The 26,485-nt window shown below is 71.6% G+C and carries 20 protein-coding genes and 3 pseudogenes; 8 read left to right on the top strand and 15 right to left on the bottom strand.

Features of this window, described 5'->3' with window-relative positions; genetic code table 11:
* Positions 1–3: 3 nt before the first annotated feature.
* Together OYE22_RS28575 and OYE22_RS28580 are read right to left on the bottom strand one after the other, a co-directional pair.
* Positions 4–669 carry a hypothetical protein gene (locus OYE22_RS28575; protein WP_277323077.1) on the bottom strand — a complete coding sequence of 222 codons (666 nt, stop codon included), beginning with the start codon at positions 667–669 and terminating at the stop codon, positions 4–6.
* A gap of 729 nt (positions 670–1,398) precedes the next feature.
* Positions 1,399–2,508 carry a helix-turn-helix domain-containing protein gene (locus OYE22_RS28580; RefSeq protein ID WP_277323078.1) on the bottom strand — a complete coding sequence of 370 codons (1,110 nt, stop codon included), beginning with the start codon at positions 2,506–2,508 and terminating at the stop codon, positions 1,399–1,401.
* A 70-nt stretch (positions 2,509–2,578) separates the two neighbouring features.
* On the opposite strand from OYE22_RS28580, the gene OYE22_RS28585 reads away from it, so the two are divergent.
* Positions 2,579–3,934 carry an MFS transporter gene (locus tag OYE22_RS28585; protein ID WP_277323079.1) on the top strand — a complete coding sequence of 452 codons (1,356 nt, stop codon included), beginning with the start codon at positions 2,579–2,581 and terminating at the stop codon, positions 3,932–3,934.
* Between the two features lie 168 nt (positions 3,935–4,102).
* Here OYE22_RS28585 and OYE22_RS28590 read toward each other — a convergent pair whose 3' ends face one another.
* The 8 genes and pseudogenes from OYE22_RS28590 to cysC form a co-directional block, all read right to left on the bottom strand.
* Positions 4,103–5,029: a sulfotransferase gene (locus OYE22_RS28590; protein WP_277323080.1), complete on the bottom strand. Its 927-nt coding sequence runs from the start codon at positions 5,027–5,029 to the stop codon at positions 4,103–4,105.
* A complete protein-coding gene (locus tag OYE22_RS28595; RefSeq protein ID WP_277323081.1) occupies positions 5,026–5,928 on the bottom strand; it encodes a family 3 encapsulin nanocompartment shell protein in 903 nt (300 codons plus the stop codon). Before OYE22_RS28595 ends, OYE22_RS28590 begins: the two co-directional genes overlap by 4 nt.
* Before the next feature lie 146 nt (positions 5,929–6,074).
* The gene (locus OYE22_RS28600) at positions 6,075–7,223 is read right to left on the bottom strand and encodes a hypothetical protein (RefSeq protein ID WP_277323082.1); all 1,149 of its coding nucleotides are present in this window, start codon (positions 7,221–7,223) and stop codon (positions 6,075–6,077) included.
* A gap of 98 nt (positions 7,224–7,321) precedes the next feature.
* The gene (locus OYE22_RS28605; RefSeq protein WP_277323083.1) at positions 7,322–8,608 is read right to left on the bottom strand and encodes a transaldolase family protein; all 1,287 of its coding nucleotides are present in this window, start codon (positions 8,606–8,608) and stop codon (positions 7,322–7,324) included.
* Positions 8,605–9,294 carry an HAD-IA family hydrolase gene (locus tag OYE22_RS28610; protein ID WP_277323084.1) on the bottom strand — a complete coding sequence of 230 codons (690 nt, stop codon included), beginning with the start codon at positions 9,292–9,294 and terminating at the stop codon, positions 8,605–8,607. Before OYE22_RS28610 ends, OYE22_RS28605 begins: the two co-directional genes overlap by 4 nt.
* A gap of 94 nt (positions 9,295–9,388) precedes the next feature.
* A pseudogene (locus tag OYE22_RS28615) lies at positions 9,389–10,722 on the bottom strand (GTP-binding protein).
* 175 nt (positions 10,723–10,897) lie between these two features.
* Positions 10,898–11,851 carry a sulfate adenylyltransferase subunit CysD gene (cysD, locus tag OYE22_RS28620; RefSeq protein WP_277323085.1) on the bottom strand — a complete coding sequence of 318 codons (954 nt, stop codon included), beginning with the start codon at positions 11,849–11,851 and terminating at the stop codon, positions 10,898–10,900.
* Complete coding sequence (cysC, locus tag OYE22_RS28625) at positions 11,836–12,408, bottom strand: adenylyl-sulfate kinase (protein ID WP_277323086.1); 573 nt, start codon at positions 12,406–12,408, stop codon at positions 11,836–11,838. The genes cysD and cysC overlap by 16 nt, the downstream gene beginning before the upstream one ends.
* 1,866 nt (positions 12,409–14,274) lie before the next feature.
* Here cysC and OYE22_RS28630 point away from each other — a divergent pair.
* Both OYE22_RS28630 and OYE22_RS28635 read left to right on the top strand, forming a co-directional pair.
* Positions 14,275–15,651 (top strand): MBL fold metallo-hydrolase, encoded by a 1,377-nt coding sequence (locus tag OYE22_RS28630; RefSeq protein ID WP_277323087.1) that lies wholly within the window; start codon positions 14,275–14,277, stop codon positions 15,649–15,651.
* A gap of 402 nt (positions 15,652–16,053) precedes the next feature.
* On the top strand, positions 16,054–16,806 hold the full coding sequence (locus tag OYE22_RS28635; RefSeq protein ID WP_277323088.1) for a sulfite exporter TauE/SafE family protein: 753 nt from the start codon (positions 16,054–16,056) through the stop codon (positions 16,804–16,806).
* 35 nt (positions 16,807–16,841) lie between these two features.
* Here the strand turns inward: OYE22_RS28635 and OYE22_RS28640 are convergent, their stop codons facing one another.
* Positions 16,842–17,123: a metal-sensitive transcriptional regulator gene (locus tag OYE22_RS28640; RefSeq protein WP_277323089.1), complete on the bottom strand. Its 282-nt coding sequence runs from the start codon at positions 17,121–17,123 to the stop codon at positions 16,842–16,844.
* 76 nt (positions 17,124–17,199) lie between these two features.
* Between OYE22_RS28640 and OYE22_RS28645 the strand changes: the two genes are divergently transcribed.
* Entirely contained in the window at positions 17,200–17,763 is a 564-nt protein-coding gene (locus OYE22_RS28645) for a rhodanese-like domain-containing protein (protein ID WP_277323090.1), read from the top strand.
* Positions 17,764–17,888: 125 nt separating this feature from the next.
* On the opposite strand, the pseudogene OYE22_RS28650 reads toward OYE22_RS28645, so the two are convergent.
* Positions 17,889–18,718 (bottom strand): annotated as a pseudogene (locus tag OYE22_RS28650) (IS5 family transposase).
* A gap of 377 nt (positions 18,719–19,095) precedes the next feature.
* On the opposite strand from OYE22_RS28650, the gene OYE22_RS28655 reads away from it, so the two are divergent.
* Positions 19,096–19,623: a hypothetical protein gene (locus tag OYE22_RS28655; protein ID WP_277323091.1), complete on the top strand. Its 528-nt coding sequence runs from the start codon at positions 19,096–19,098 to the stop codon at positions 19,621–19,623.
* A 271-nt stretch (positions 19,624–19,894) separates the two neighbouring features.
* On the opposite strand, the gene OYE22_RS28660 is transcribed toward OYE22_RS28655, so the two are convergent.
* Positions 19,895–20,251: a helix-turn-helix domain-containing protein gene (locus OYE22_RS28660; protein WP_277323092.1), complete on the bottom strand. Its 357-nt coding sequence runs from the start codon at positions 20,249–20,251 to the stop codon at positions 19,895–19,897.
* Between the two features lie 168 nt (positions 20,252–20,419).
* Here OYE22_RS28660 and OYE22_RS28665 point away from each other — a divergent pair, with 168 nt between their 5' ends.
* Both OYE22_RS28665 and OYE22_RS28670 read left to right on the top strand, forming a co-directional pair.
* Entirely contained in the window at positions 20,420–20,713 is a 294-nt protein-coding gene (locus tag OYE22_RS28665) for a DUF1330 domain-containing protein (protein WP_277323093.1), read from the top strand.
* A gap of 198 nt (positions 20,714–20,911) precedes the next feature.
* Positions 20,912–21,316 (top strand): Rid family hydrolase, encoded by a 405-nt coding sequence (locus OYE22_RS28670; RefSeq protein WP_277323094.1) that lies wholly within the window; start codon positions 20,912–20,914, stop codon positions 21,314–21,316.
* A gap of 190 nt (positions 21,317–21,506) precedes the next feature.
* On the opposite strand, the gene OYE22_RS28675 is transcribed toward OYE22_RS28670, so the two are convergent.
* On the bottom strand, positions 21,507–22,865 hold the full coding sequence (locus OYE22_RS28675) for a vanadium-dependent haloperoxidase (RefSeq protein ID WP_277323095.1): 1,359 nt from the start codon (positions 22,863–22,865) through the stop codon (positions 21,507–21,509).
* A 333-nt stretch (positions 22,866–23,198) separates the two neighbouring features.
* Between OYE22_RS28675 and OYE22_RS28680 the strand changes: the two are divergent.
* A pseudogene (locus OYE22_RS28680) lies at positions 23,199–24,128 on the top strand (TerC family protein); the annotation flags it as partial.
* Between the two features lie 601 nt (positions 24,129–24,729).
* Here the strand turns inward: OYE22_RS28680 and OYE22_RS28685 are convergent.
* Positions 24,730–26,415 (bottom strand): ribonuclease J, encoded by a 1,686-nt coding sequence (locus tag OYE22_RS28685; protein ID WP_277323096.1) that lies wholly within the window; start codon positions 26,413–26,415, stop codon positions 24,730–24,732.
* Between the last annotated feature and the right edge of the window lie 70 nt (positions 26,416–26,485).

The raw sequence follows: 26,485 nt of genomic DNA on the forward strand, positions 1-26,485 counted from the left end.
GGCTCAGGCCAGGGTGTATCCCAGTGCGCCTCCGTGAATCTGACCCTCACAGTTCGACTGGATGGAGTCGAAGATCTGGCGGTTCTCGTTCCGCAGGCATCGGAACAGTTGAACGGTGGCGACTCCGGCCGGCTGGGTTGTGTAGAGCCAGCCGAGACGGGTCACATACTGCTGGCCCTCACAGTTGACGTCTGTGGTGGTGAAGTGGTCGCCCCTGACCTGGCAGAGGTACAACGGTGTGGTGCCAGCGGCCGCGTAGGTGTACAGCGACCCGAGCGGCCCCTGAAGCTGGTAACCGGCGGGGTGGTACCAGGTGTTGCTCTGAGTGTCGGAGCTCTTGTGGTAGCGGTTGAGGACGAACGTGGGCCCGGGTGTGTGCGGCTCTCCCGCACAGAGGTACTCGACCGCGACCTGCACGTATCCGTTCGGGAGTTCATTGACCACGCTGGGGCCCTTGACCAGTTTGCACTGGGCGGGGGCGAACCCCTTGGACACGGCATTGTCCATCGCGGTGCCGACGGCCGACTGCACCGCGACGTTGTACGGCCCGCTTCCCAGGCCTCCGATGGAGAGCTGTACCGGTCCGACGGATGCGGCGGTCCGCTCGGCCGGGGCGGCGGATGCCGGGGTGACGAGGGCCATGGTGATGGCGGCGATAGCCGCGGTCATTACGCTGAGACGGCGCACTAAATTCATGAAGGCCACTTCCTCGGGTCAGTGGAATCATGCGGTGAGTACGGGCAATGCCTGGCATGCCAGAAGCGGGGTAGTCGCAATCCGTGGCGACCCCCGCGCGCCAAGCTAAGCACGGACGCGCCTCTTCAACCAGAACGCCTGCGGCGTAAAGCTTGTAACACGATTTGGTCCAGGTGCGCCGGTAGCCATAACGAGTGTGGCGATTCGGCCGTTCATGAGGGAGTGGGTTTCCCCGGGGGACGTGAATGTTAGCCGGCTTCGGGCGGGGTCCATGGTGCCCCCTACCAGGTGAAGACCGTGCGGGAAGAGTCGATCGAAGCACGGGTGATCTTTGGTTTCCTTGGTTCCTTCAACCAGACCACCCAGAATTCGGCCAATACCCGAACCAGATATGCGGGACCCGGCTCCGTCTCCACGGTCGCGGTCGCGGGCATGCAGGCGTCGAGCGAGAGACGATCAAACAGAACGGCGACCTGGAGAACGACGAGAGGCCGCAGGCACCGGAGAAGAGCGGCTTCAACGGCAAGAAGCACACCTGGACCTTCATCTGGAATACCGAATACCGGCTGACCGAGGTCATAACCCCAGAGGGTAAACGCCGGCGATACGCCTGGAATTCACTCGGCCGTCGCATATCCAGACAGCGGCTAGCCGAAAACGGTTCGGCGGTGGAGCGGGTGGACGCGAGGGGAATGATCGTCGTCAGGGCGTGCGGGCCGTCGGGGGGACGGTCGGAGCGGCTGGCGGTGGTGCGGTGCGGGCGGGGGTGTGTGCCCCGAGTGCGGTGGTTCCGGTCACGGCGGCGTCGCTCGGTGGTGGGGTGGGCTGGGCGGTGGGTGGGCGCAGGCCGCGGGCCTCGGTGAACGCGCGGCGGTAGGCGATGGGGGAGACGCCGACGATGCGGTGGAAGTGTCGGCGCAGGGTCGTCGGGGTGCCGATGCCCACGCGCTCCGCGATCCGGTCGACGCTGTCGTCCGTCACCTCCAGCAGTTCCTGAGCGCGGCGGACGCGTTGGGTGAGCAGCCACTGCAAGGGGCTGGTGCCGGTGACGGCGGCGAACCGGCGGGTGAAGTGGCGTGGGCTCATCCCGGCCCTGCGGGCCAGGACCGCGACCGTGACCGGCTCGTCCAGCCGCTCCAGCGTCCGTTCCAGCAGTCCGGCCAGGTCGTGCCGGCCGGCACCGGGCGCGGCGTCGTCCGGGCCGGGCAGTGGGGTCGCGACGAACTGGGCCTGGCCGCCGGCCCGGTGTGGGGCCACCACCAGCCGCCGCGCGAGCCGGTTGGCCGTGGCGGCCCCGTGGTCGGTACGCACCATGTGCAGGCACAGGTCGATCCCCGCCGCCTGTCCCGCCGCCGTCAGCACGTCGCCGTCGTCGATGTAGAGCACGTCGGAATCCACCTCGACGTCCGGGTAGCTCTCGGCCAGCCTCGGCGCGTACATCCAGTGGGTGGTGGCGCGGCGGCCGGCGAGCAGTCCGGCGGCGGCCAGCACGAACGCGCCCGTGCAGATCGAGGCGACGCGCGCGCCCCGCTCGTGGGCCGCGCGGACGGCCTCCACCAGGTCGGTGGGCGGGCGGTCCATGGCCTCGTCGCAGGCGGGCACGATCACCGTGTCGGCCTTCACCAGGTCCTCCAGCCGGTGCGGGGCCTCGGCGCGCAGCCAGCCGCCGATCATGGCGCCGGGCGGGGCGCAGACGGTCAGCTCGTAGCCCGCGCCAACCGCCTCCGGGTTGCCGGGGCCGAAGATCGTGCACGGGATGGCCAGCTCGAACAGGGGCATCCCGTCGACTACGGCCAGGGCCACGGAAGTCATGTCCCAAATTGTACGCGTGTTGGCATTCCGGCCCATTGCGAGGAGAGGTGGCCACCGTCACTGTCGGTATATGACCGATCAGACAACGCGTGTGGACCGTGAACCACCGGCGAGTCGGGCCCGGCCTCCCGGGGTCGGCGGGCGCGCCTGGCTGGCGATCGCCCTGGGGGTCGCCGCCGTCGGCTGGGGAGCCAACCAGTTCGCGCCGCTGCTGCTGATGTACCGCTCCGAGCTGGGCGTTTCCACGGCGACGGTGCAGGCCACGTACGCCCTCTACGCGATCGGGCTGATCCCGGGACTGCTGCTGGGCGGCCCGCTGTCCGACCGGTACGGGCGCCGTCGCATGCTGGCACCCGCGCTGGGCGTCTCGGCGCTGGCCAGCGTCCTGCTGATGTTGGCGGACTCGGGGTTGGCCTGGCTGTTCGTCGGGCGGCTGGTCGCCGGCGTCGCCAGCGGGGCGGCGTTCAGCGCCGGCACCGCGTGGATCAAGGAGTTGACGGTCCACGGCTCCGGCCAGGACGCCCACATCGGAGCCCGGCGCGCGACGATCGGCATGACCACCGGCTTCGCGGTGGGTCCGCTCGTCGCCGGGCTGCTGGCGCAGTGGGCGCCGCACCCGATCGTCAGCTCCTACGTCCCGCATGTGCTGCTCGCCCTCGTCGCCCTGCCGCTGGTGCTGCGCGCCCCGGAGACCCGGCAGGCCGAGGCGGACACCGTGTTGTGGGCCCGGCCGCGCCTGTCGCGGGAGAGTGGTCGCCGCTTCCGCCTCGTGGTGGTGCCGCTGGCCCCGTGGGTCTTCGGCGCGTCCTCGATCGCGCTCGCCTACCTGCCCGGCCTGGTGCGCGAGGAGCTTGGCGATGACGCGCTGCTGTTCAGCGCGGTGGTCACCGCCCTGACCATGGTCGCCGGCATCCTCGTCCAGCCGCTCGCGCGCCGGGTCAGCCGCCCCGACAAGCCGTACCTGGTCGCCACCGCGCTGGGCATCGTGGTGGTCGGTCTGGTGCTCGGCGCGATCGCCGCCACGGACGCGCGCTGGTGGCTGATCGCGGCGGCGGCGCTCGTACTGGGCGCGGGGTACGGCTGCTGCCTGGTGTACGGCCTGATGGAGGTGCAGCGCATGGCGGGCCCGGAGAACCTGGGCAGGCTGACCGCCATCTTCCAGGCCATCGCCTACCTCGGCTTCGGCGCGCCGTACCTGCTGGCGGTCGCCGAACACGCCCTTTCCGTCAGCGAGTTGCTGGTGCTGACCGCCGTTCTCGCGGCCCTCACCCTCCTCTGGACCACCTATCGGGTCGTGCGCGAGCCCGCCCGCGCCCCGGAGGGGCGGAGCGTCGCACCGTCCGCCCCCGAGGCCGCCCGGGCCGGTACCGACGCGTCCCCGGCCGCGCACGGGGCGCGCGGCCCGGCCGACCGGGGGCGCGGCTGACCGCCGCACCCGCCCGTCCGGCCCGCGCGATCGCCCGTCCGGCCCCCGTACCCGGCCTGTCCGGCCCCCGCCCGGCCGGCGGCCGGTCGCGCGGGGGAGGGCGGCGAGGGCGGGCCGGGCGCGTGGCCCGGCCCGCCGCGTGTCACGGGCTTCCGGCGGCGAGGGCCGCTACCGGTGGTACCCGTACCTGAGCATCAGCGGCGCCACGCCGGCGTAGGCGGCCACCCGGCCTGGCGCCGACATGGTCTCCCGCCACCGTTCGGTCGTCCTGATCTCGGTCGTGCCCTGCTGGAGGCGGTCGGGGTTGCCGGTGACCGTGTGGTTGGTGCCGAGCACCACGGACCGGTCGGAGACGAAGTCGATCGCCGAGGTGTCCTTGGCCCCGGCGAACCGGGCGATCTCGTCGATGACCGCGCGCGGGGCGCGCGTGAAGTCCTCGTACCGCAGCCGCAGGTAGCGCTCGTCGCCCAGCGCGGCGCCGACGGCCTCCGACGCCACGTTGAACGCGGCCCAGTAGGACAGGGTCCGCGCCGCGCTCATTCGCTCCAGGTAGTCCTTGGGCGCCAGGTACGAGGTCACCGTGGCCCGTGGGTCGCGTACCAGGTGCAGCAGCCGGACGTCGAGGTCCGGGCGCCCGGCGAGCACGGCGGCGTCGGCCGCGTTCTTGGAGCTGTCGATGACCAGCGGGGCGCCGCTGGCTTCGGCGGTCCCGCGCAGGGTGTCGGCTATCGCGTCGCCCAGCTCCGCGACCTCGGGCGGCGGGCGGCGGTGGCCGCGCAGCTCCGCCAGCCGGGGCGCGGTGTGCCGGGTGCGCAGGAAGCGCTGTTGCAGGTCCCACAGCCGGCGGGCCTTCCAGCCGCCGGGGTCCCGCAGCCGCCCGGACCACACCTCGCACTCCAGCAGGTCGCGGCCGCAGCCGCACAGGGTGTTCGTGCCGTCCCTGAGCAGCGCGTTCTTCCACAGGAAGTACCGCTCGCCGATGTGGATCGCGCCGGGCATCTCGTTCAGGACGTTGCCGACGAACGTGCTGCCGCACCGCATCATGCCCGTGATGTACAGGACGCGCGGCTTCTCCTCCGGCACCGCGCCGCTCACCCCTCGTGGCTGTACAGCAGGAAGTGCTGCGGCACGTGCACCGCCAGCCCCATCCTGGTGCGGGCGGTGATCACGCGGCGGTCCGCCGCCTCCGGATCCTTGCTGAGGGTCAGCGTGGACACGCCCGGGTTCAGCAGGGTCGCCCCGGCCCGGAAGTCCGCGAGCAGCGCCTTGCCGCGCGGCATCATCCTGGTGCGCGACACCGTCACGCCCGCGCTGCGGAACCGGTCCAGGAATCCGCTCTCGGCGGCCAGCCAGTACAGCTCCGGGTGGACGACGACGCCGTCGCAGGAGCCGCCGGTCTCCTCCACCTCGCAGGCCGCGAGGGACAGTTCGCGGTGGAGGTCCCCGCTGCCGGTCCGCCTACGCAGCCCCTTCATGTTCATCAGGCCCTCGACGTGGCCATCCTTGCTGCCGTACAGGAGTATCTCGTTCTCCTGCGTCCACATGCGCACGAACATCCGGTAGTCGATGAAGCTGGCCAGCAGCCCGGGCCTGCGGACGAAGTCCACCGGCACGTTCAGCGTCATCTCCACGTCGGTGAACCGCGCCGTGCGCAGCGTGGAGCCGAAGGTGGACTCCGGCGTCGCCTGGTAGGCCGTGCCGCTGGGGCCCCGGTCGGTGTGGGTGAACTCCTCCAGGTAGGCGCCGTTCCCGTCGCGGACCCGGCCCACCTTCAGCAGGTGCCGCACCATGTAGCGCGGGCGGGTCTTCAGCAGCGGGAACGAGGCGGGCAGGTACGCCTGGAACGGGACGACGACCTCGTCCTCGTCGGTCCGCGCGGCGACGGCCCGCGCGAAGTCCTCGCCGGGGGTGAGGTTCTCGTTGTTCGCGTCCTCGTAGGCGATCTCGATCTCGCTGCCCAGGGGCTGGGTGGTCATCGCGTTCTCCTTCGTCATCGGGTGGATCGTGGACGAACGGGGTGGTCGCGGGTACGGCCGAGCGTGCGCCGGGGGAGCGCGCCCGACGTACAAGGGACGGCGGCGGGGCCACGGCGCGGGGGAGCGGTGCGCGGGCCGGTGGGAGCGCGAGGGCGGCCGGCGCCTCAGGTGGTGACGCGCTCGGCGAACTTGCGGTACTTCGCGCCCAGTTCCGCCGCCCACTCGCCGCTGTCCTCCAGACGCATCGTCCGGCACTCGTAGCCGAGCAGCTCCTTCATGACGGACATCTCGCGTTCGGCGAAGGTGACCGTGCCGTCGGCGTCGACGCGGTCGATGCCGTCCGCGCGCTGGCAGTCCTCGTTGATGGCCACGGCGAGGTCTAGCGGCACATCGGCGGGCAGGTCCACGGTGACGCCCCCGGCGTCGACCCGCACCGGGTAGCCGCCGGGCAGACCGCCCGGCGCGGGGGCGTGCGCCATCCGCTCGCCGCCGCAGGCCAGCGCGTGCACCACGCGCATCGCCGACGAGGCGGTGAGCAACTGGCCGGCCTCTCCTCCGAGCCTGCGCAGCCGCCCGCTGAGGTGGGCGAAGACCGCGCGGTGCGGGATGCCGTCGAGAGGCTTCCCGCGCGCGGTCGCCGACAGGTGGTAGCGCCCGTTGCCCTCGTCGCCGAACCGGGGCACGTAGTGGCTGAAGTAGTGCTGGGCGACCAGGCGTACGCGCACGTCGGCCGGCGCGACCCCGGCCTCGATGGCGAACCCGAAGGTCAGCGCCGGGATGATGTTGGCGACGTTGCCGACGCCCGTCGTGGGAGCCAGACCCACCGTGTCCAGTACCGGGCCCACCGCGTCGGGGAACGCCGCGTTGAGCACCACCGGTGCCGTGCCGGACTCCTGGACGGCCTTCGCGAGCTGGTGGTTGAGCGTCAGGTGCATCGGCAGCCAGGGGCCGAACTGCGCCTCGTCCAGCGCCTCGAAGTGCTCCCTCGGCAACTGGGTGATGACCCGCCAGGACTGGAGCGACGCCGTCATCACGACGATGTCCGGGCGCACCCGGGCCAGGGTCTCGGCGGTCGCGCCGACGTCTTCGAGGTCGACCCGCTCGACGCCCACCTCCCCGACGAGCCCCAGGTTCGCGGCGGTGAACCGGGCGAGGTTCGCCGTGCGGGTCAGCCTCTCCACGTCGCGGCCGGTGATCACCACGTGGTTGGTCTCGGGCGCCTGGAGCAGCATGGTGAGCAGCCGTGATCCCAGGTCACCGCACCCCACCACCATGATCAGCGGCTTCTCGCGCTGCGCGGCCTTCGGTGGCATCCTTCCTCCTCTTCCTTTCGCCGGTCTTCCTTCTGCTGGTGCCGCCGCCGTGGCCGCGGCTCGCGCTTCGCTGTCCGGCCGTGCGGGCGGGCGGCCGGTCAGCCGCCGCGCACGCCGACCGGCAGCTCGTCGATCTGGTGCTTGACGAAGTCGACGAGGCGGCAGGTGTTCCGGTGCACCTCGGTACGGGTGGTGGCGAAGGCGCCGTGGTCGGCGAACTGGTCGGGCCGCATGCCACCCGGCTCGACGGCGCACCGGAAGTACGGCAGCCGGTTGAGCCGGGCCAGCACGTCGGCGGGGACCGGGCGCCGGATGGCCTCCGGGTCGAACCGGGCCAGCTCCGCCTCGCGCCGCGTGACCGCCTCCACGAAGGCGGGCTTGCAGGTGTAGACGATGTCCGCGCCGGCGGTCTGCTCCAGGTGCATGCTCAGCACGCCGGTGTCCGCCGCGGGGTCCTCCACCTCCAGGCTGGACAGCAGCATCTTCACCGGGTGGCCCCCGTCGCCGAGCAACCGGGTGATCTGCTTCAGCACCGCCACCTCGGCCCAGCGCACGTCCAGCGGGCCCAGCTCCACCCCGTACTCCTCGGCCTCCTTGAGCAGGTCGCCCTGGGAGCCGAAGCGGCCGATCATGTGGGTGATCACGGCGCGCCAGCGGTCGGTGCCGATCCCGGCGCGCTCCGCCACCGCGCGCCCCTCCTCCACCGCCCGCACGCACTCAAGGAACTGCGGCACGGTGTAGGTGAGCGTGTTGTTGATCGAGACGCCCCGGCTGACCAGCTCCTTGATGACCACGTAACCGGCGGGTGTGCCCGGCACCTTGACCATCACGTTGGGGTTCACCTCGGTCAGCGTCAGGGCCTCGGCGAGCATGCCGCGCCAGTCGAACATCAGCCGCGGGTCGAGCTGGGCGGAGACCCACCCGTACCGGCCGTCGGTGTGCTGCCACAGCGGCAGCATCGCGTGCGAGGACTGGGCGACGACCCCCCGGTAGATGAGCCGGAACACCGACTCGGCGTCGAACTTCCGTTGCTGCGTGGCCTGCCGCCGCACCTCGCGCGACCACTTCCGCGGCGCGTTCAGCACGCTCTTGGCCACCAGCGAGGGGTTGGTCGTCACCCCGCGCACCAGCGAGTGCTCCGGGTCGTCCAAAGCCATGAACCGTTCGAAGTGCCGGGCCCACCGGGCCCGCAGTACCGGGTCGGGGGCGCGGTCAAGGACGGTGTCCCGCCAGGCGGGGAAGTCCAGTGGCGGGGAGTCCCACCAGATCTCGGCGGACGCGTTCGCCCGCTGGAGCTTCTCCAGGACGCTCAGGTCAGCGTCGTCGACCTCGTCGAGCGGACACGGGATGGGCGTGGTGCCGTAGTAACCCTGGAGCGTGGTCACCGGCACACCTCCTTCACGGGCGTGGTGACGCCGGGGAGCGCCGCGTGCCAGCGCCGCAGCAGGTCCGGCAGCTCCCGCATGGAGTGGAACACCGTGACGCCCTCCTCGGCGAAGGCCGCGACGCCGTTCGGCGCGTAACCGAACACCGTCATGCCGGCGCGCAGGCCCGCCCGGACGCCCGGTGTGCTGTCCTCCACCACCGCGCACCGCTGTGGCGGGACACTGTGGGCCCGGGCGGCGTGCAGGAACAGCCCCGGGTCCGGCTTCCAGACCCCGATCTCGTAGGCGCTGTAGAGGTGCTCGGGGCGCAGGTGGCGCAACAGGCCGGTGCGGCCCAGGACGTGCCGGATCTTCTCCAGCGGGGCGCTGGAGGCGCAACAGAACGCCAGGTCGAGACCGGACAGCAGCTCCTCGACCCCGTCGACGGCGACGAGTTCGCGGTCGAAAGCCGCCGCGCATCGGCTGCGGAACTCCGGTACGAAGGTGTCGGACACGGGCCGGCCGGCCAGCCCGCCCAGTTCCGCCACCCATTCGGCGACCTTGCGCCCCTGGATCATCGCGAGCGCGGCATCGCCGGCGAAGGTCACGCCCAGCTCCTGGGCCATGTCCCGCATGACCCGGGCGGACAGCGTCTCGCTGTCCACCAGCACTCCGTCGCAGTCGAAGACAACTAAGTGATCGGACATTACTCATCCTGTTCGCGTCGTGATCGGTGCGTGCCGTGGGCGGGCGCGGCGTACCGCGCGTCCGCGCGCGGCACGGTCCCGCGCGGGCCGCTCCTCAGGTCACGCGGGAGCGGCCCGGCGCCTCGCCTGCCCGGCCGCCGGCCCTCTGGCCGACGGTCCCCTGGGCTTCGGCATCCGTCGTCGCGCCGAAGGCGCGCCCGGCCATGCCCGCCGTCAGCGTCGTACCGTCCGACGGGTCGATGAGCAGAAAGGAACCGGTGCGCCGGCAGAGGGCGTACGGGTCGACGGCCAGCGGCTCCTGGACGCGCACCACCACCCGGCCGATGTCGTTGGCCGCCAGTTCCCCCGGCTCCGGGTGCTGTGTCAGGTCCGCGAGCGCCAGCCGGGACGGGATCTCCTCGACCACCGCCGCGACCGTGCGCGTGGCGTGCCGCAGCAGGACCCTCGCGCCCGGCCGCAACGGGGTGTCGCTCAGGTGGCAGACGGTCGCCGTCAGTCGTCGTGTCGGTTCCACCGCCGCGTCGCGGGGCGCGAGGAGGTCGCCGCGCGAGACGTCGAGGTCGTCGGCCAGGCGTACGGCCACCGACTGCGGGGCCCAGGCCACGTCCACCGGATCGCCCAGGTTGTCGAGGGCCGCGATGGTGCTGGTACGCCCCGACGGCAACACCGTCACCGGCTGCCCCACCCGTAGCATCCCCGACACCAACTGCCCCGCGTACCGGCGCTCGACGCCCTCGGGGCCGGGTGGGCGGAGGACGTACTGGACCGGCAGTCGGGCCGCCTCCTCGGCCGGGTCGTGGGTGACGGGGACACCGCCTCCAGGTGCTCCAGCACCGTCGGACCGATGTACCAGGGCATGCGGGGCGAGCCGGAAACCACGTTGTCGCCGGTCAGCGCCGAGATCGGGATGGTGGTGACCTCGGGCACCCCGAGCGAGGCGGCGTAGCCGGTGAACTCCTCGGCGATGGCGGTGAACACCGGCTCCGCGTAGTCCACCAGGTCCATCTTGTTGACCGCCAGCACCACGTGCGGCACGCGCAGCAGCGCGGCGACGGCGGCGTGCCGGCGGGTCTGTTCCACCACGCCGTTGCGGGCGTCGACCAGCACCACGGTCAGTTCGGCGGTGGAGGCGCCGGTGACCATGTTGCGGGTGTACTGCACGTGGCCCGGGGTGTCGGCGAGGACGAACCGCCGTCGGGGTGTGGCGAAGTAGCGGTAGGCCACGTCGATGGTGATGCCCTGCTCGCGCTCGGCCCGCAGCCCGTCGGTCAGCAACGCCAGGTCGGGGCCGTCGTGCCCGCGCCTGCCAGACGCCGCCTTGACCGCCCGCAACTGGTCGGTCAACACCGACTTGGAGTCGTACAGCAGCCGGCCCACCAGGGTGGACTTGCCGTCGTCGACGGAGCCGGCGGTGGCGAACCGCAACAGCGTGGTGGCCGCCGCGAGCGGGCCGGTTCCCGGGGCGGTCGCGGTGCCGGTTCCCCCCGCGGTCGCGGTGCCGGTTCCCCCGGCAGGCCCGGTGTCGGGCCGTGTGTCGGTCTCGCCGTGATCCTGGTGGGTGGTCTCGTGCTCGGTCCGGAGTGCGCTGTGGCTCGTGTCCATGTCAGAAGTACCCCTCGCGCTTGCGGTCTTCCATGGCGGCCTCGGACAGCCGGTCGTCGGCCCGGGTGGCGCCGCGCTCCGTCAGCCGTGAGGCCGCGATCTCCGCGACGACCTTCTCGACGGTGTCGGCGTCCGACTCCACCGCTCCGGTGCACGACATGTCGCCCACGGTGCGGTAGCGGATCAGGCGCCGTTCCACCCGCTCGCCCTCGCGCGGTCCGCCCCACTCGCCCGGCGCGAGCCACATGCCGTCGCGTGCGAACACCTCGCGCTCGTGCGCGTAGTAGATGGCCGGCAGCTCGACGCGCCGCCGTGCGACGTACTGCCACACGTCCAGCTCGGTCCAGTTCGACAGCGGGAAGACCCGTACGTGCTGGCCCGGCGCGTGCCGCCCGTTGTACATCTGCCACAGCTCGGGGCGCTGCCGGCGCGGGTCCCAGCCGCCGAACTCGTCCCGCAGCGAGAACACCCGCTCCTTGGCCCGCGCCTTCTCCTCGTCGCGCCGCCCGCCGCCGAAGACCGCGTCGAAGCGGTTCTTCTCGATGGCACGCAGCAGCGGCACGGTCTGTAGCGGGTTGCGGGTGCCGTCGGGCCGCTCGCGTAGCTCGCCCCGGTCGATGAACTCCTGCACGGACGCCACGTGCAGCGGCAGCCCGTACCGCGCCGCGACCCGGTCCCGGTACTCGATCACCTCGGGGAAGTTGTGCCCGGTGTCCACGTGTAGCAGGGCGAACGGCGGCGGCTGGGGCGCGAAGGCCCGCAGCGCCACCTGGAGCATCACCACCGAGTCCTTGCCGCCGGAGAACAGCAGCACCGGCCGCTCGAACTCGCCCGCCACCTCCCGGAAGATGTGTGCCGTCTCCGACTCCAGCACGTCCAGGTGGGACAGCGCGTACGGATCTCCTTCCAGGCGCCCGTCGCCGTCGGCGTGCGTGCCGGTCACCGCGGTGGCCATGCCAGTCCCTTCGTCGTGAGCAACTCGTGCAGCGCCGCTACGGACGCGTCGACGTCCTGCTGGTGCGCCGCGATCACCAGGTCCGGATCGTCGGGCGCCTCGTACGGGTCGTCCACGCCGGTCAACGCGGAGATCTCGCCGGCTGACCGCCGCGCGTACAGGCCCTTCACGTCGCGCCGCGCGCACACCTCGACGGGGGTGGCGACATGCACCTCCAGGAACCGCGTCCCGCTGCGGTGGTGCCGTGCCCGCACCGCCGCGCGGCTGTCGGCGTACGGGGCGATCACCGGGACCAGGGTCAGGACGTCGTTGCGGGCGAGGACCTCGGCCATCATCCCGACGCGCCGCACATGGGTGTGCCGGTCCTCACGGGAGAAGCCCAACCCGGGGGAGAGGCAGGCGCGGATCTGGTCGCCGTCCAGCACCTCCACCCGGCGCCCGCTCCTTCTCAGGCGCTTCGCGAGCGTGTCGGCGATGGTCGTCTTGCCCGCGCTGGGCAGCCCCGTGATCCACACTGTCGCACCGGGCCAACAGGTGCAGACCGGTCCCGTCTCCATACTGATCACCTCATCGTCATGGCCCCTCGACGCGTCGACGGCGCGGTATGCCGTCGTCGCGGGCGTGTTGACGCGCCGATGTGTCGACGTCCGATGTGTCGACGTCCGACGTGTCGACCTCCGGCGTCTTGACGTGCGGGCGGCGTCGCGGCATCGGTGTCCTGTCGCGCCGGAACACCGCCACACCGCCGTTCCCGGGACGGCCCGGGCACGGCGCGGGCACGGCGGGAGAGCCGCGCCGGACCCGCCGAGCACGCGGAGTTCACGTCACACGCGGGGCGAGCGGAAAGAACCTTCGTGGGGGGAGAGGAAGCAGGGCAGTCTTTCGTGCCGTCGATGGAACGGCGGCAGGAGGTGCGCCACTGTCAACCCTTCGCCTTTCACTCAGAGAAACGGTGTTGAGGCACTGCCGGTGTTTCCCTCACCGGTCTCGCCCAAGGACGCTCCGTACTCATGCGTCGTACCAGGAATCGCTGGCGCGTCGATTCGCGGCGGCCTGACGACATGCTCTCCGGTGTCGCTCGCGGTGTTACCGCATGCGTCTGGTGAAACCCCCGCGCCGACGCGCGTTCGCCTTTTGGCGAGACCGCCATTCGCTTTTTCGTCCTATCACTGTCCCCCGCCCTGCCCAAATCCCTACCGCGCGTATCGGCCAACCGCCCGCCCCCGTAAGAATCGCGCCCTGATCGAAGATCGATAATTGCCTACCCGCAGCCGTCGCCCGTTGGTGGCGCCCTTTACTTGAACCGGTGACGACTAGGCAAAGTGCGCCGGCGGCGCCCGCGCACGCGCCTTCGAGAACCGGCCATATGCGCTCCGTCAGGTCGGCCGAAGAAGGCTCCCTCGTGGCGAGAACCGTTCCTCGACCGGCGACCGGACCACTCCCGGGCGGTGGAAGATCGACGCGCCACGCCACCGTGTCCGAGCGGGTTTACCAAGCTGGCCCGGCGCGTGGAGCCGACCAGCGGCCGCCTCCCGCACCCGTGCTCGGGCCGCCCCTGGGGTCTCTATGGCCGGCGGCCAGAAAATGCCTGTCCGGGCTCAGTTGGATGACATGACCCGGCTCGCGCTCCACGGGTAGCCGGCCTGGCCTCCGTTGGCTGCGACAGGCCGCGCGTGGTGGCGGACCCTCGGGGCCCTGCTCGGTTCACTGGACGAAAGTCGCTGACCAGTGGCTTGGGTGTCTCCGGGACGAGCTGTCGCCCGCGCTGGACGCGATCTTTTCCCGCTCCGGGAAGGAGACGGCCGGGGAGTTCGCGCCGGCGCTGTGTGCTGGTATCGCGATGCGGCATCGGGTACGGGTATCCGCGAAATCTCGTGCGGCGGGTGGGTTCGCGCCGCGTCGGGGGCTGCTCTGTGGGGACAGCATTCGCTGTTACCTGAGGGCCTTGTCGGTAGAGGTCGGGGGGTAAGGGCGGCTGCTTGTCCTGCCCTCTTCGCCCGCCTTGTAAGCAGGGCCTTTTTCGCGTTACCGGCTTGTTCTGGCGCGGTGCGTTAGTTCGGCGGATGGCTCGCTGGTCGCCGAATTGACTGGGGCGTTTTTCGGCTGTCTCGCGCTGATTCTTTCGGGGTGAATTTCTTGTTCCGGTTCGGGCGGCGTCAAAGGTGTGTTGGCTCTGTCTTTGGTCGATGCGCTCCAGAATTCTCGGGGCGAAATTCCGGGGGATCGTAGGACAGCGCGCGAGTTGAAGCCCTGGTCGGCCAGGGCCGGCCTCGCGTACGGCGGTGGCGGCGCGACTGCCCGTAGGGCGCCGGGCATGTCCGCTAACGGGCACTTTGCGTGGCAGGAATACCCCCCTGGGTATGGCTGTTAGGGTGGGTGAAAGATACCCCGGGGGGTACACCGCGCAAGAGGAGTCGTGAGTCGTGTTCTTCGTTGACACCCTGCAGTTCGAGGGTCTGGGCAACCGCAGCTACCTGGCCGGCGGCCCCGGGGCCGCGGTGGTCATCGACCCGCCGCGCGATGTCGACCAGGTCATCGCCGCGGCGGCCCGCCGCGGGGTGCGTATCGCTTTCGTCGCCGAGACTCATGTGCACAACGACTACGTCAGTGGCGGCCTGGAGCTGGCCCGCGTCACCGGCGCCCAGTACCTGGTGCCGGCCGGGGCCCACGTGCGGTTCGCCCGTACCCCCGTCGCCGACGGGGACACGGTGACGGTGGACGAGGGCCTGGTGTTGCGTGCGATCGCCACCCCCGGGCACACCCCGCACCACACCTCCTACGCCCTGACCGAGGACGGGCGCGGTGTGGCGGCGTTCACCGGTGGCTCGCTGCTGATCGGCACCGTGGGCCGCCCGGACCTGGTGGAACCGAGGCTCACCGAGCAACTGGCCCGCGCCCAGCACGCCTCCGTGCGTCGACTGGTGGGCGAGTTGGACGACGACGTGCCGGTGTTGCCCACCCATGGCTTCGGCAGTTTCTGCTCCTCGTCCCAGGCCGAGGGGGACACGACCACCATCGGCAAGGAGCGGACGACCAACGACGCGCTCACTTCGGACGTCGACACGTTCGTCACCCGGATGCTCGCCGGGCTGGACGACGTACCCGCCTATTACGCGCACATGGGACCGGCCAACGCGGCGGGCCCCGCGCCGGTCGACCTCACGCCACCGAGGCGGGCGGACGCCGAGGAACTCGCCTCCCGGCTGGCCGCCGGGGAGTGGGTGGTGGACCTGCGCAGCCGTACGGCCTTCGCCGAGGGGCACGTGGCCGGGTCGTTCAACTTCGAGGGCGAGGGCAAGCTCGCCACCTACCTGGCCTGGCTCATCCCGTGGGGCAAGCCCGTCACCCTGCTCGCGGAGACGCCCGAGCGGGTGGCCGAGGCGCAGCGGGAGCTCGCGCGGGTGGGCATCGACCGCCCGGCCGCCGCCGCGACGGGTGACCCGGCTACCTGGGTCCGCGAGGGCGAGAAGCTGGCTTCCTTCCCGCGCGCCCGCTTCGCCGACCTCGCCCATGTGCGCGAGCGCGGCGAGCGGGTGGTTGTGCTGGATGTGCGCCGGACAGCCGAGCGGGAGGGCGGATTCGTCCACGGCTCGGTGCACATTCCGGTCCACGAGCTGCACGGCCGCGTCAGCGAAGTGCCGCCCGGGACGGTGTGGGTGCACTGCGCCGGCGGCATGCGTGCCGCGATCGCGGCCTCCCTCCTGGACGCGGCCGGCCGCGACGTGGTCGCCGTCGACGACGGTTTTGACTCGGCCACCGAGGCGGGGTTGCCCCTCGCCCGTCCCGACGCCACCGGCTGACACGCCTTACCCGCGCCACCCGCACGAAAGTGACCCATCGATGTTCGCGCCCCCGCGCCGCGGCCCCGGCCGCCTCACCCCCTACCAGGCCCGACCACGGACCAGCGACGACAGGACCGCTCCGCTGGACGTCCGCGCGGTACCGCAGTGGAGCTCCGGGCGCGCGCCCGACGCGCCGCGTCCCTCGCTGCGCCGCCCGGCGGCTGGGGCGCCGCTCCCGGCAGCCGTACAGGGCGAGTGGGGAGGCACGGTCCGCCGCCACGCTCCCCGCTCCCGGCGGGCGGTCGAGCTGTTGGCCGGACGCGGCTTCCCGGGCGCGGACGCCACCGGCGGCATGACCGCCTCGGCGTGTGCGACGGGCCTACCGGCCACCGGGCGGGGGAGCAGCGGTGGTGGCACAGCGTGAGCGTGCTGATCCTGGCCCTGATCGCGGGGGCCGTGGTCGGACTCGCGCTCGGCGCGCTGGGCGGGGGCGGCAGCGTCCTGGCGGTGCCCGCACTGATCTACCTGCTCGGCTTCACCCCGGCCGCCGCCACCACCGCCAGCCTGATCATCGTCACCGCCACCTCCCTCACCGCCCTGTACGCCCACGCCCGCACCGGTGACGTCCGTTGGAAGGCCGGCGCCCTGTTCGCGGCGGCCGGGCTCCTGCCCGCCGCGACAGCCGGAGCCGTCGCGTCCCGCCTGCCGCAGCCCGTGCTGACCGCGGCGTTCGCGGCCGTCGCCGCGCTCGCCGCCGGCGCGATGCTCCGCCCCGGCCGCGCCATCACCGGCCCGTCGGCCGACGGGCCACGGCCCGCCAGGTCGGCCGGCGCCGGCGTCGGCCTGGGCGCGTTGACCGGTCTGCTCGGCGTCGGTGGGGGCTTCCTCACCGTCCCGGCCCTGGTCACCGTGCTGGCATTCGAGATGCGGGCCGCCGTCGGCACCAGCCTGTTGGTCATCTCGGCGAACTCGCTGGCCTCCCTGGCCACTCGGGGTGCCACCGCCACGGGTGTCGACTGGGCGGTGATCGGCCCCTTCGCCGGGGCGGCGATCCTCGGAGCCAGGGACGGTAAACGCCTGGCCACCAAGGTCACCGGCGCTCGGTTGCGGCGCGTCTTCGCCGTCGTACTGCTGGCCGTGGCGGCCTTCATGCTCATCGACGCCCTCACCTGACGAACCAGGCGGGTGACCGCGCGCCGCCGACCGCGTCAGGCCAACGAAAGGAACAGCTTCTCCAGCCGGGCACGCATCTGCTCCCGATCACCGGAGGCGGCCATGTCCGCATCGGTCAGGCAGTGCTGCAACCCGGTCGCGATGATCGCGAAACCCGCCCTGTCCAACGCCCGGGACGCCGCCGCGAGCTGCGTGACCACGTCCTCACAGTCCCGTCCTTCCTCGATCATCTTGATCACGCCGGCGATCTGGCCTTGCGCCCGGCGCAGCCGGTTGACCACCGTCTTCAGTTCCTCAGCCGCCATCGCCAGCTCCATGACCCACACTCCTTCGTCATACCCCCGTGGGTATCGTACCGAGGGGGTAACGCCCACCGAGCAAAGGAAAGTCCCCGTGATACCTACCGCCCTCACCGCCGACCAGGCCAGCGCCCGTCTGCACGAGCTGACCGTCATCGACGTGCGCACCCCCGGCGAATACGTCTCCGGCCACCTGCCCGGCGCCCACAACATCCCCCTCGATCACCTCGACGCCGCCCTGCCGGCCCTGCGGACCGCCACCGACCGCGGCGACCTCCTCGTCGTGTGCGCCTCCGGCGCCCGCTCCGCCCAAGCCTGCCGACACCTGGCCGGTCACGGCATCGCCGCCGCCACCCTCACCGGCGGGACCACCGCCTGGGCGCACCTCGGCCACGACATCCACCGTCCCGCCGACACCCGCGCCCCCTGGGCCATGGACCGTCAGGTCCGCCTCGTCGCCGGTTCCCTCGTGCTGACCGGCCTCATCGCCGGACGACGCTGGAACCCGGCCCGCTGGCTCTCCGCGGGCGTCGCGGGTGGCCTGGTCTTCTCCGCCCTCACCAACACCTGCGGCATGGCCAAGATCCTCGCCAAACTCCCTCACAACCAACCCAGGCCCTCCGACCTGGACGCCACCCTGACCGCCCTGGCCGGCTGACCTCCGGCCCGACATTCGTGAGTACGGTGCTCTTTTCGGGGGCTGGGCATGGCGACCGGGCGGTGGCCGTGATCGACGGGTAGCCCGTACGCGAGGGGAGAGGGCCTAGGTTCTGTCGTCAAATGTCACGCCCACATCAGGAGTGATGCGAGGGTGACGGCTGCTTCGTAGGACTGGGCGGTCTTGTCGTATCGGGTGGCGATGCCGCGCCACTGTTTCAGGCGGTTGAAGCACCGTTCCACGACGTTGCGGTGCTTGTAGACCTCGCGGTCGAAGGCCGGCGGGCGGCCTCCGCGGCTGCCGCGCCGGGACCGGTTGCGGACCTGGTCGGCCCGCTCGGGAATCGTGTGCGGGATGCCGCGGCGACGGAGCCAGGTACGGATCGCTTTCGAGCTGTAGCCCTTGTCGCCCATGACATGATCGGGTCGGGTGCGGGGTCGACCGGGTCGGATCCGGGGCACCCGGATCGCTTCCATCACGGCGGTGAACTGGGCACAGTCGTTGGTGTTCCCGCCCGTCACGAGGAAGGCGAGAGGACGGCCCCGACCGTCGCAGGCCAGGTGAATCTTGCTGGTCAAACCGCCTCGGGAGCGGCCGAGTGCCGGGTCTTGGAGCCCCCTTTTCGGGCCCCGGCCGCGTGCTGGTGTGCCCGGACGATGGTGGAGTCGACCGACACCAGCCACTCGATGTCACCCGCCGCGTCCGCCTTGGCCTGGGCGGCCCGCAGCATCCGGTCGAACGTCCCGTCCGCCGCCCACCTGCGAAAACGCGTATGCAGCGTTGCCCACGGACCATAGCGCTCGGGCACATCCCGCCAGGCCGTCCCGGTCCGGAACTTCCACACGATCCCGTTCAGGACCCTGCGGTCGTCCAGCCGCTTGCGTCCCCGCAACGACTCGGGCAGCAGCGGCCGGACGAACTCCCACTCGGCATCGGACAGTTCATGGCGACGTATCACGACACCATGATCCACCAGACAAGATCATTTGAAGACACCGCCTAAGGCCGGCGGCGTCGTGGCGGTGGCGTCGTGGCAGCGGCGGTGGCGGAGCCGTGGTGGCCGAGGCGTGCGGCACTGACGCTGCCGCGGGCCGGAGCCCTTGCGTAGCCACCCTCCATTCCATGCATTTGGCCAATTTGCCGGATGAATGACCAAAACCACGGTGGGGCAATGTGGGGCCATCCATGGAAATCCGTATCGAAAGGAAAGCGGAAAGAGGCGTTCGGGTTTGACCTCTTTGGGTTTGAATGCGGAGCATTAGCTGCCTTCACGCCCTGATGGTGATGGTGAGGGCGCAATCGATGCTGGTCACGTCCTGGAAAGGCATGCTCATGCGCAAAGCACTGTCCATGACCTTGGCGGCCGCGACACTCGCGGTGGGCGGTTCGCTGCTCGGCAGCGGCTCCGCTGTCGCCACCACCTCCAGCACCACCCAGACGACGGCCGCGCAGAACGTCAGCGGCCGCTCCATCTGCTACAAGGCCCACGTCCAGGATGTCGGCTGGCAGAACTTCGTGGCCTGCGACGGCGGCGTGGCCGGCACCACCGGCCAATCCAGACGGATGGAGTCGCTCAACCTGGCGACCTCCGGGACGGGCGGCCTGTGTGCCCGCGCTCACGTCGCCACCGCGGGCTGGCAGGGCTGGGCCTGCGTGTCGGACGGCGAGGACTTGTACATCGGCACCACCGGTCGGGGCCTGGCGATCGAGGCCGTCGAACTCCAGGTGGGCACGGGCACCGTGTCGGCCAACGCGCACCTGCGCGACATCGGCTGGCAGGGCTGGGTGACCAGTGGCTACATCCAGGTCGGCACGACCGGACAGGCGCGCCCGATGGAGGCGATCGCCGCCACCGTGTGACCCAGTCCAACCCGGCCCGAGCGTGGCGCGCGCGGCGGCGGACAGGTGGCCACGGCCCCGTTCGTCGACCAACCGGCCGTGCGACGGCCTCTCATCGGACCAGCGCACAGCAGTGGGGCCGCCCTTCCCGATCCTGTCGGGGAGGGCGGCCCTCGCCGTAAGCGGGTGAGGTTCATCCGCCGGTACGCGGCCACCAGCGGTGATCCGCCGCCCGGTTGCGGGCCCAGACCAAGACGGCTCCGTTGCCGTGGTCGGACCAGCCGCGCGTTGATCATTCCTGGCCTTCCGTCGTCGCGGGTCCCATCTCCTCGGCCCAGCGTCGACTCCAGGCGGCCAGGGGACTCAGTGACTCGACGAGGTCCTGGCCGAGTGGGGTGAGGCGGTAGCCATCGCCGTCCAGGGTGAGCAGGCGGGCGCCGGTCAGTTCCTCGATCCGGGTGCTGAGCACGCTGGAGGACATGCGCTCGCATCGGCGCTGCAACTCGCGGAAGCCGGTCGGAGCGTGACTCAGTTCCCACAGGATCCGCATCGTCCAACGCCGTCCGAGCAGGTCGAGTGCGGCCATCACCGGACGGCCCGACTCAGACCCCCGGACTGGCACACCCGGACGTGGCGTGCTGGCTCCCATGCTCACTCCTTGCGCTTCGACTCTCGAAGCATCATAGTGATTCGGAAATCGAAGTGGGGTGTCGTGAGGTCACGCGTCGAACCGCTCACCCCGCCCTACCCCGCCGACGTTCGTCCGAGGTCAACCCGTACGTCCGACGCACTCATCGCAACACCGGAGGTCTTCCCCATGCCCAAGGGTTACTGGGTCAGCGTCTACCGCACCATCTCCGACCCCGAGAAGCTGGCCGCCTACAACAGGCTGACCCCTCCGGCCGTCAGGGCCGAGGGCGGTCGGACCCTCGCGGTCGGCGGCCGGGTCGAGGCGCGGGACGCCGGAATCGCCGAGCGCACCGTCCTGGTCGAGTTCGACAGCTTCGAGCGGGCCGTCGCGGCGTACGAGAGCGCGGCCTACCAGAAGGCGCTGGTCGCCCTGGCCGACGGCGTCGAGCGCGACTTCCGCATCGTCGAAGGCGTCGACTGACCGGGGTGGGGGCGGAAGTTGGCGCGAGTCCGATGGCGTCCGCTACGGGACACGTCTGGGTCTCACACAGCCTGGGACCCACAGGCACCGACCACCGCCACCGGGCGGCACGCGCCACCAGAGCGCCAGCCCAACGGGCAGTCACATCGCCACCCGGCGTCGCGGAATGGACGGGACCGAGCGGATGTTCGAGCAGGCATGAGCACTGATCAGCGCAGCATCACCAACCCGCCCGCCCTTCACGACCCGACGCTGTTCGGGTACAGCCATGCCGTCTCGGCGCCCGGCGAAGTCGTCTTCATCGGCGGGCAGTACGCCTCGGACGCCACCGGTGCCCCGGTGCCCGGTGACTTCGCCGCGCAGGTGGAGTTGGCCTTTGACCGGCTGCGGTCGGCGTTGGAGGGGGTCGGTCTCGGTTACGAGCACGTGGTTCGCCTCGGTACGTTCATCGTCGACCACGACCTGGACAAGCTGGAGGTCCTCGGCAAGGTGGTGCACGCCCGGTTCGGCGACCGGTTGCCGGCCCAGACGCTGAGTGGCGTCGCCTCTCTCGCGTTGCCGGGGATGCTGTTCGAGGTGGACGCGGTGGCCGTCCGGCCCTGACCGAGGCCGTACGGGGTGAACTCGGCGGCCGGGCCACGTCGTAGGGGTGGTCGGGCCCGAGCCGCTCGCGCGCCGTCGGGCGGGGCGACGGCGGCGAGCGGGTTGAGGCGCGGGAGCGGGTGAGGCAGCCCGCGCCCCCGACGCTGACTGGCTGTCTGGTGGCCGCGTGACCGGGTGGGGCGGGGCGGGGTCAGAGATAGGTGGCGGTGACGTGGCGGGCGACGTTCTCGCCGGTGACCAGGCCCTGTTCGGCGTCCCACCGGTAGTGGACGCCGAGGTAGATGCGGCTGATGGCGTTCTCGTCGACGGCGGCCGAGAGCGTGTTGAACCGCCGGGTGGCGGTGCCGCCGTCGGTGGTCGCGCTGAACGCGATGTCGTCGGTCGCGAAGTAGGTCCGCAGGACGCTGCCCCAGGCACCGGCGAACGTGGCGTGGCCCGACACGTAGGCGGGGAAGGCGGGCGTGTAGCTGGAGCCGTCCAGGCCGGAGGAGAGCGGGCGCCAGGCCGGGTCGGGGGTCGTGGCCGGATTGCCGTCCTCGTCGGCGCGGTTGATGGCGGACACCGGCCGCCACAGGTCGATCGGCGTGTTGTACTTGGCGTCCCAGGCGGCGACCGCCGCGTCCGCGAGGGCGATCGACAGGACGGCGAAGAGTCGCGCGTTCTGGGTGGGCGTCAGCGTCCGCTTGCGCGCGATGATGCGGGTGTGCTGGTAGAGCTGCGAGGTGGGCTTGTAGGTGCCGTCGAGGTCGTTGGCCCAGAACCTGCCGATGTCGCTCTGCTCCGGGGTGCGCACCACCGTCGTCTGGGCCGTACTGGAGTGTCCACCGAAGACCCGTACCTCCTGGAGCTGTTCGGCGTACTGGCTGCTGCGCAGGAGGTCCTGGTAGGTGGCGAAGCCGCCCGGAGGGCCGGGCCGGAACTGCCCGGGGGTGGAGGACTCGGCGAAGGGTTTCACCCCACCCCAGTGCGGGGTGACGGCCGGGCCCGAGCCGGTGGTGCGCCAGGACCCGGGGACGCCGTCGGGGATGTAGGTCACCGTGGTCGCCTCCCCGTCGTTCGCGCGGGCCTGGACCAGTGCCTGGGCCGCGCCCCGGCCCACGGCGGCGCCCTTGTCCTTATCCGTCTGGGAACTGGTGTCCTGGGACAGGGCGAAGCCGTAGTTCCCGTCGAAGGAACCGGAGGGGTAGAGGGCGCGCAGGGCGGTGTACGCGGCGGTGGCGATGGCCGCGTTGAGCGAGGCGGTGCCCAGCACCGGCTGCTTCGCCAGGTAGGGGCGGCCGATGGGGACGAGCGAGTTCGCCGCGTCGTACATCGCCAGGTGCATGATCGCCGCCGCCCTCGCCGCGGGCCCGGGTGCCCCGCCGGTGGCCTTGACGGCGCCCTCAAGGATCTTGCTCCAGTACAGGACGGGCTCGTACGGCGCGTCCGCGGCGCGGGCCAGCGGCAGGCCGGTGGTCAGCGCGGTGGCGGCCCCGGCCGTGAGGCCGAGGAGGACGGTGCGGCGGCGCGGTGTGGCGCCGCCCGGTCTGCCGTCAGGAGATCTGGACACAGTGGTACCCCCCTCTGAGTCTGCGGATCGAGACGGATACTCGCGTGCGGCCCCAGGGCTGTCAACGGCGCCCACCGGCGTCCGCGGCGCCGGGTCCGGCCGCGCGCCGCCGCGTCCCGAGGGGGGCGGAGAGCCGGTCTCCGGTGGAGCGGCGCGGGCCGGCCGCCGTGGTGGGGTTGGTCGGCCACGGGGCGGACGGCGGTGCCGGTCTGCTCATCGAGGGGCGCGCCGAGCGACCGCATCCGCTCCGCGTGCTGGCGCGGGTGTCATGGCGGACACTTCTGTACAAGGGTCGGCGCGTTTCGCGCGCGGGTCGTAGTGAGGGTGTTCGGCGTGCTTGAGGTCCCGCTCTGGCTGTGGGGGGCGTTCGCCGCGACGGTGGTGGTGTCGCTGGCGGTGGACCTGCTGTCCCACCGCACCGCGCACGTCATCGGCTTCAGGGAGGCCGCCGCCTGGAGCGGCCTGTGGGTGGGGCTCGCGCTGGCCTTCGGCGCGGTCGTCTTCCTCGTCCTCGGCACCACCGCGGGCACCGAGTACACGACGGCGTGGCTGCTGGAGAAGAGCCTGTCGGTGGACAACCTGTTCGTCTTCGCCGTGATCTTCGCGTACTTCCGGGTGCCCCGCGCCTACCAGCACCGGGTGCTGTTCTTCGGGGTCATCGGCGCGCTCGTCTTCCGAGGGGTCTTCCTCTCCCTCGGCGTGGCCGTGGTCAGCCGCTTCACCGCCGTGCTGTTCGCCTTCGCCGCGGTCCTCTTCTACAGCACGTACAAGCTCCTGCGGGACGAGGAGGAGAGCTTCGACCCGGGCCGGAGCCTCGCCGTGCGAATGCTCCGCAAGGTCATGCCGGTGCGGGACGAGCACGCGGGCGCGAGGTTCTTCGTCCGGGAGGCCGGCAGGCGGATGGCGACGCCGCTGCTGGCGGTGGTCGCGGCGATCGAGGCCGCCGACCTGATCTTCGCCGTCGACAGCGTGCCGGCCGTCCTCGCGGTCAGCGACGACGCGTTCATCGTCTACACCAGCAACGCGTTCGCCATCCTCGGCCTGCGGGCCCTCTACTTCCTGCTCGCCGGCCTCCTGGACCGCTTCCACTACCTGAGCAAGGGCCTGGCGATCACCCTCGCCTTCATCGGGGTCAAGCTCATCCTCCAGGCGTCCCACAAGCTGATCAGCCCCGACGTCCCGGAGGTCCCCTCCCCGGTCAGCCTCGCGGTCATCGTCGTCGTGCTGGCCGGGGCCGTGCTGCTCAGCGTCAGAAGGCCGCCCCCGCCGGGGCCCGGGCAGGAGCCGCCTGCGCGAGAGCCCGGCGAACAGGACGTCGACGCCGAGACTGCCGCCGAGCGGCCCCGGGCCACCGGCGCGCGGCCGGTGGCGGACCCGGCGCCGGCGGCCGGGCCACCGGGCGGGGGCGATGCGACCAGCCCGTCCGCGAGCGGGCGGGGGAGCGGTGAACTTCCCGACCCGCCAGTACGGAGATACCGTAAAAACATGGTCAAAGCGAAGCGCAAGACCGAAGGGTACACGTGCCCGACCTGCGAGAAGTCCGTGCCGGCCGCGGTGCACCGCCACAAGACCCTGGGCGCGTTCGTTCCCGTCTGGGGCCCGGGCGCGTGCCAGAACCGCGACTGTCCCGACTACCGCCTGGACCCCGGTCGCAAGCGCCCCTCAGCCCACTGAGACGACCGCCAGCACGGTGCGGAACCCCGGCCCGTACGCCGCGCCGCGGGCCCGTACCCGCGCCCTGGCGCCTGCCCGCGCCCTGGGGCGCGCCCGCGCTCGATGGCGCGGGGCGGCGGCCAAGCGGCGCGCGCCAGGGCTCGGGGAGCGGGTCGACTCCGGCCTCGTCGCGGGTGCGGCGTGGGGGCCGTCAGGCGTCGATGATGACGGGGATGATCAGCGGCTTGCGGCGGTAGGTGCGGAACGCCCAGTTGGCCACGGCCCTGGCGACGAGCTGTTCGAGCTGGTGCGCGTCCCCGACGCCCTCCTCGGCCGCCTTGGCCAGGGTCTTCTCGATCACGGGGATGACCGGCTCGAAGGTGGCGTCGTCGTGGACGAAGCCACGGGCCAGGAAGTCGGGGGGCTCGGTGAGGGCGCCCGTGTCGGCGTCGACGATCGCCACGACGGTGACCACGCCCTCCGCCGCGAGGGTGACCCGGTCCTTGAGAGATGCCTCGGTGGCGCCGCCGACCGTCATGCCGTCCACGTACACGTTGCCGGCGGGCACCTTGCCGGTGATCGAGGCACGCCCGTTGACCAGGTCGACCACGACGCCGTCCTCCGCGATGACGACCCGGTCGGGTGCGACGCCGGTACGGATGGCCAGGTCGGCGTTGGCCCGCAGGTGCTTCCACTCGCCGTGCACGGGCATGACGTGCCGCGGCTTGACGATGTTGTAGCAGTACACCAGCTCGCCCGCGCTGGCGTGCCCCGAGACGTGCACCTTGGCGTTGCCCTTGTGGACGACGTGCGCGCCCCACCGGGTCAGCCCGTTGATCACCCGGTAGATGGCGGTCTCGTTGCCGGGGATCAGGGAGCTGGCGAGCAGGACGGTGTCGCCCTCGCCGATGCGGATCATGTGGTCGCGGTTGGCCATCCGGGAGAGCGCGGCCATCGGCTCACCCTGGGACCCGGTGCACACCAGGGTGACCTGGTGGTCCGGCAGGGACTCCAGTTCCTTGGTGCTCACCACCAGGCCCGACGGGACCTGGAGGTAGCCGAGTTCGCGGGCGATGCCCATGTTGCGCACCATGGACCGACCCACGAAGGCGACCTTGCGGCCGTGCTGGTGGGCGGCGTCCAGCACCTGCTGGATGCGGTGGACGTGGCTGGCGAAGCTGGAGACGATGACCCGCCGCGGGGCGGTGCGCATGACCTGTTCGATCGCCGGGTTCAGATCGCGTTCGGAGGTCGTGAAGCCGGGCACCTCGGCGTTGGTGGAGTCGGTGAGGAAGAGGTCGACGCCCTCCTCGCCCAGTCGGGCGAAGGCGCGCAGGTCGGTGATCCGGTCGTCCAGCGGGAACTGGTCCATCTTGAAGTCGCCGGTGTGCAGCACCATGCCGGCGCCGGTGCGGATCGCGACCGCCAGACCGTCCGGGATGGAGTGGTTGACCGCGACGAACTCACAGTCGAAGGGACCGAAGCCGCGCCGGTCGCCCTCGCGCACCCGCACCGTACGCGGCCGGATGCCGTGCTCCTTGAGCTTGGCCTCCAGGAACGCCAGCGTCAGCTTCGAGCCGACCACGGGGATGTCCGCCCGCTCACGCAGCAGGTACGGCACGCCGCCGATGTGGTCCTCGTGGCCGTGGGTCAGTACCACGGCCACGATGTCGTCCAGGCGGTCCCGGATCGAGGTGAAGTCGGGGAGGATCACGTCCACCCCGGGCTGGTTCTCCTCGGGGAACAGGACGCCACAGTCGACGATCAAAAGCTTGCCGGCGTGCTCGAAGACGGTCATGTTGCGGCCGATCTCACCGAGACCGCCCAGAGCGACGATCCTCAGCCCCCCTTTGGGCAGCGGTGGAGCGGCTTTGAGTTCGGGATGCGGGTGGCTCATATTCCGACGCTACCGGAGGGTCTCGTGGGTGATCCATCGCAGGGCAACCGAACGGCGCCGCCGGCGGGGC

Source organism: Streptomyces sp. 71268, assembly GCF_029392895.1.
Taxonomy (GTDB): domain Bacteria; phylum Actinomycetota; class Actinomycetes; order Streptomycetales; family Streptomycetaceae; genus Streptomyces.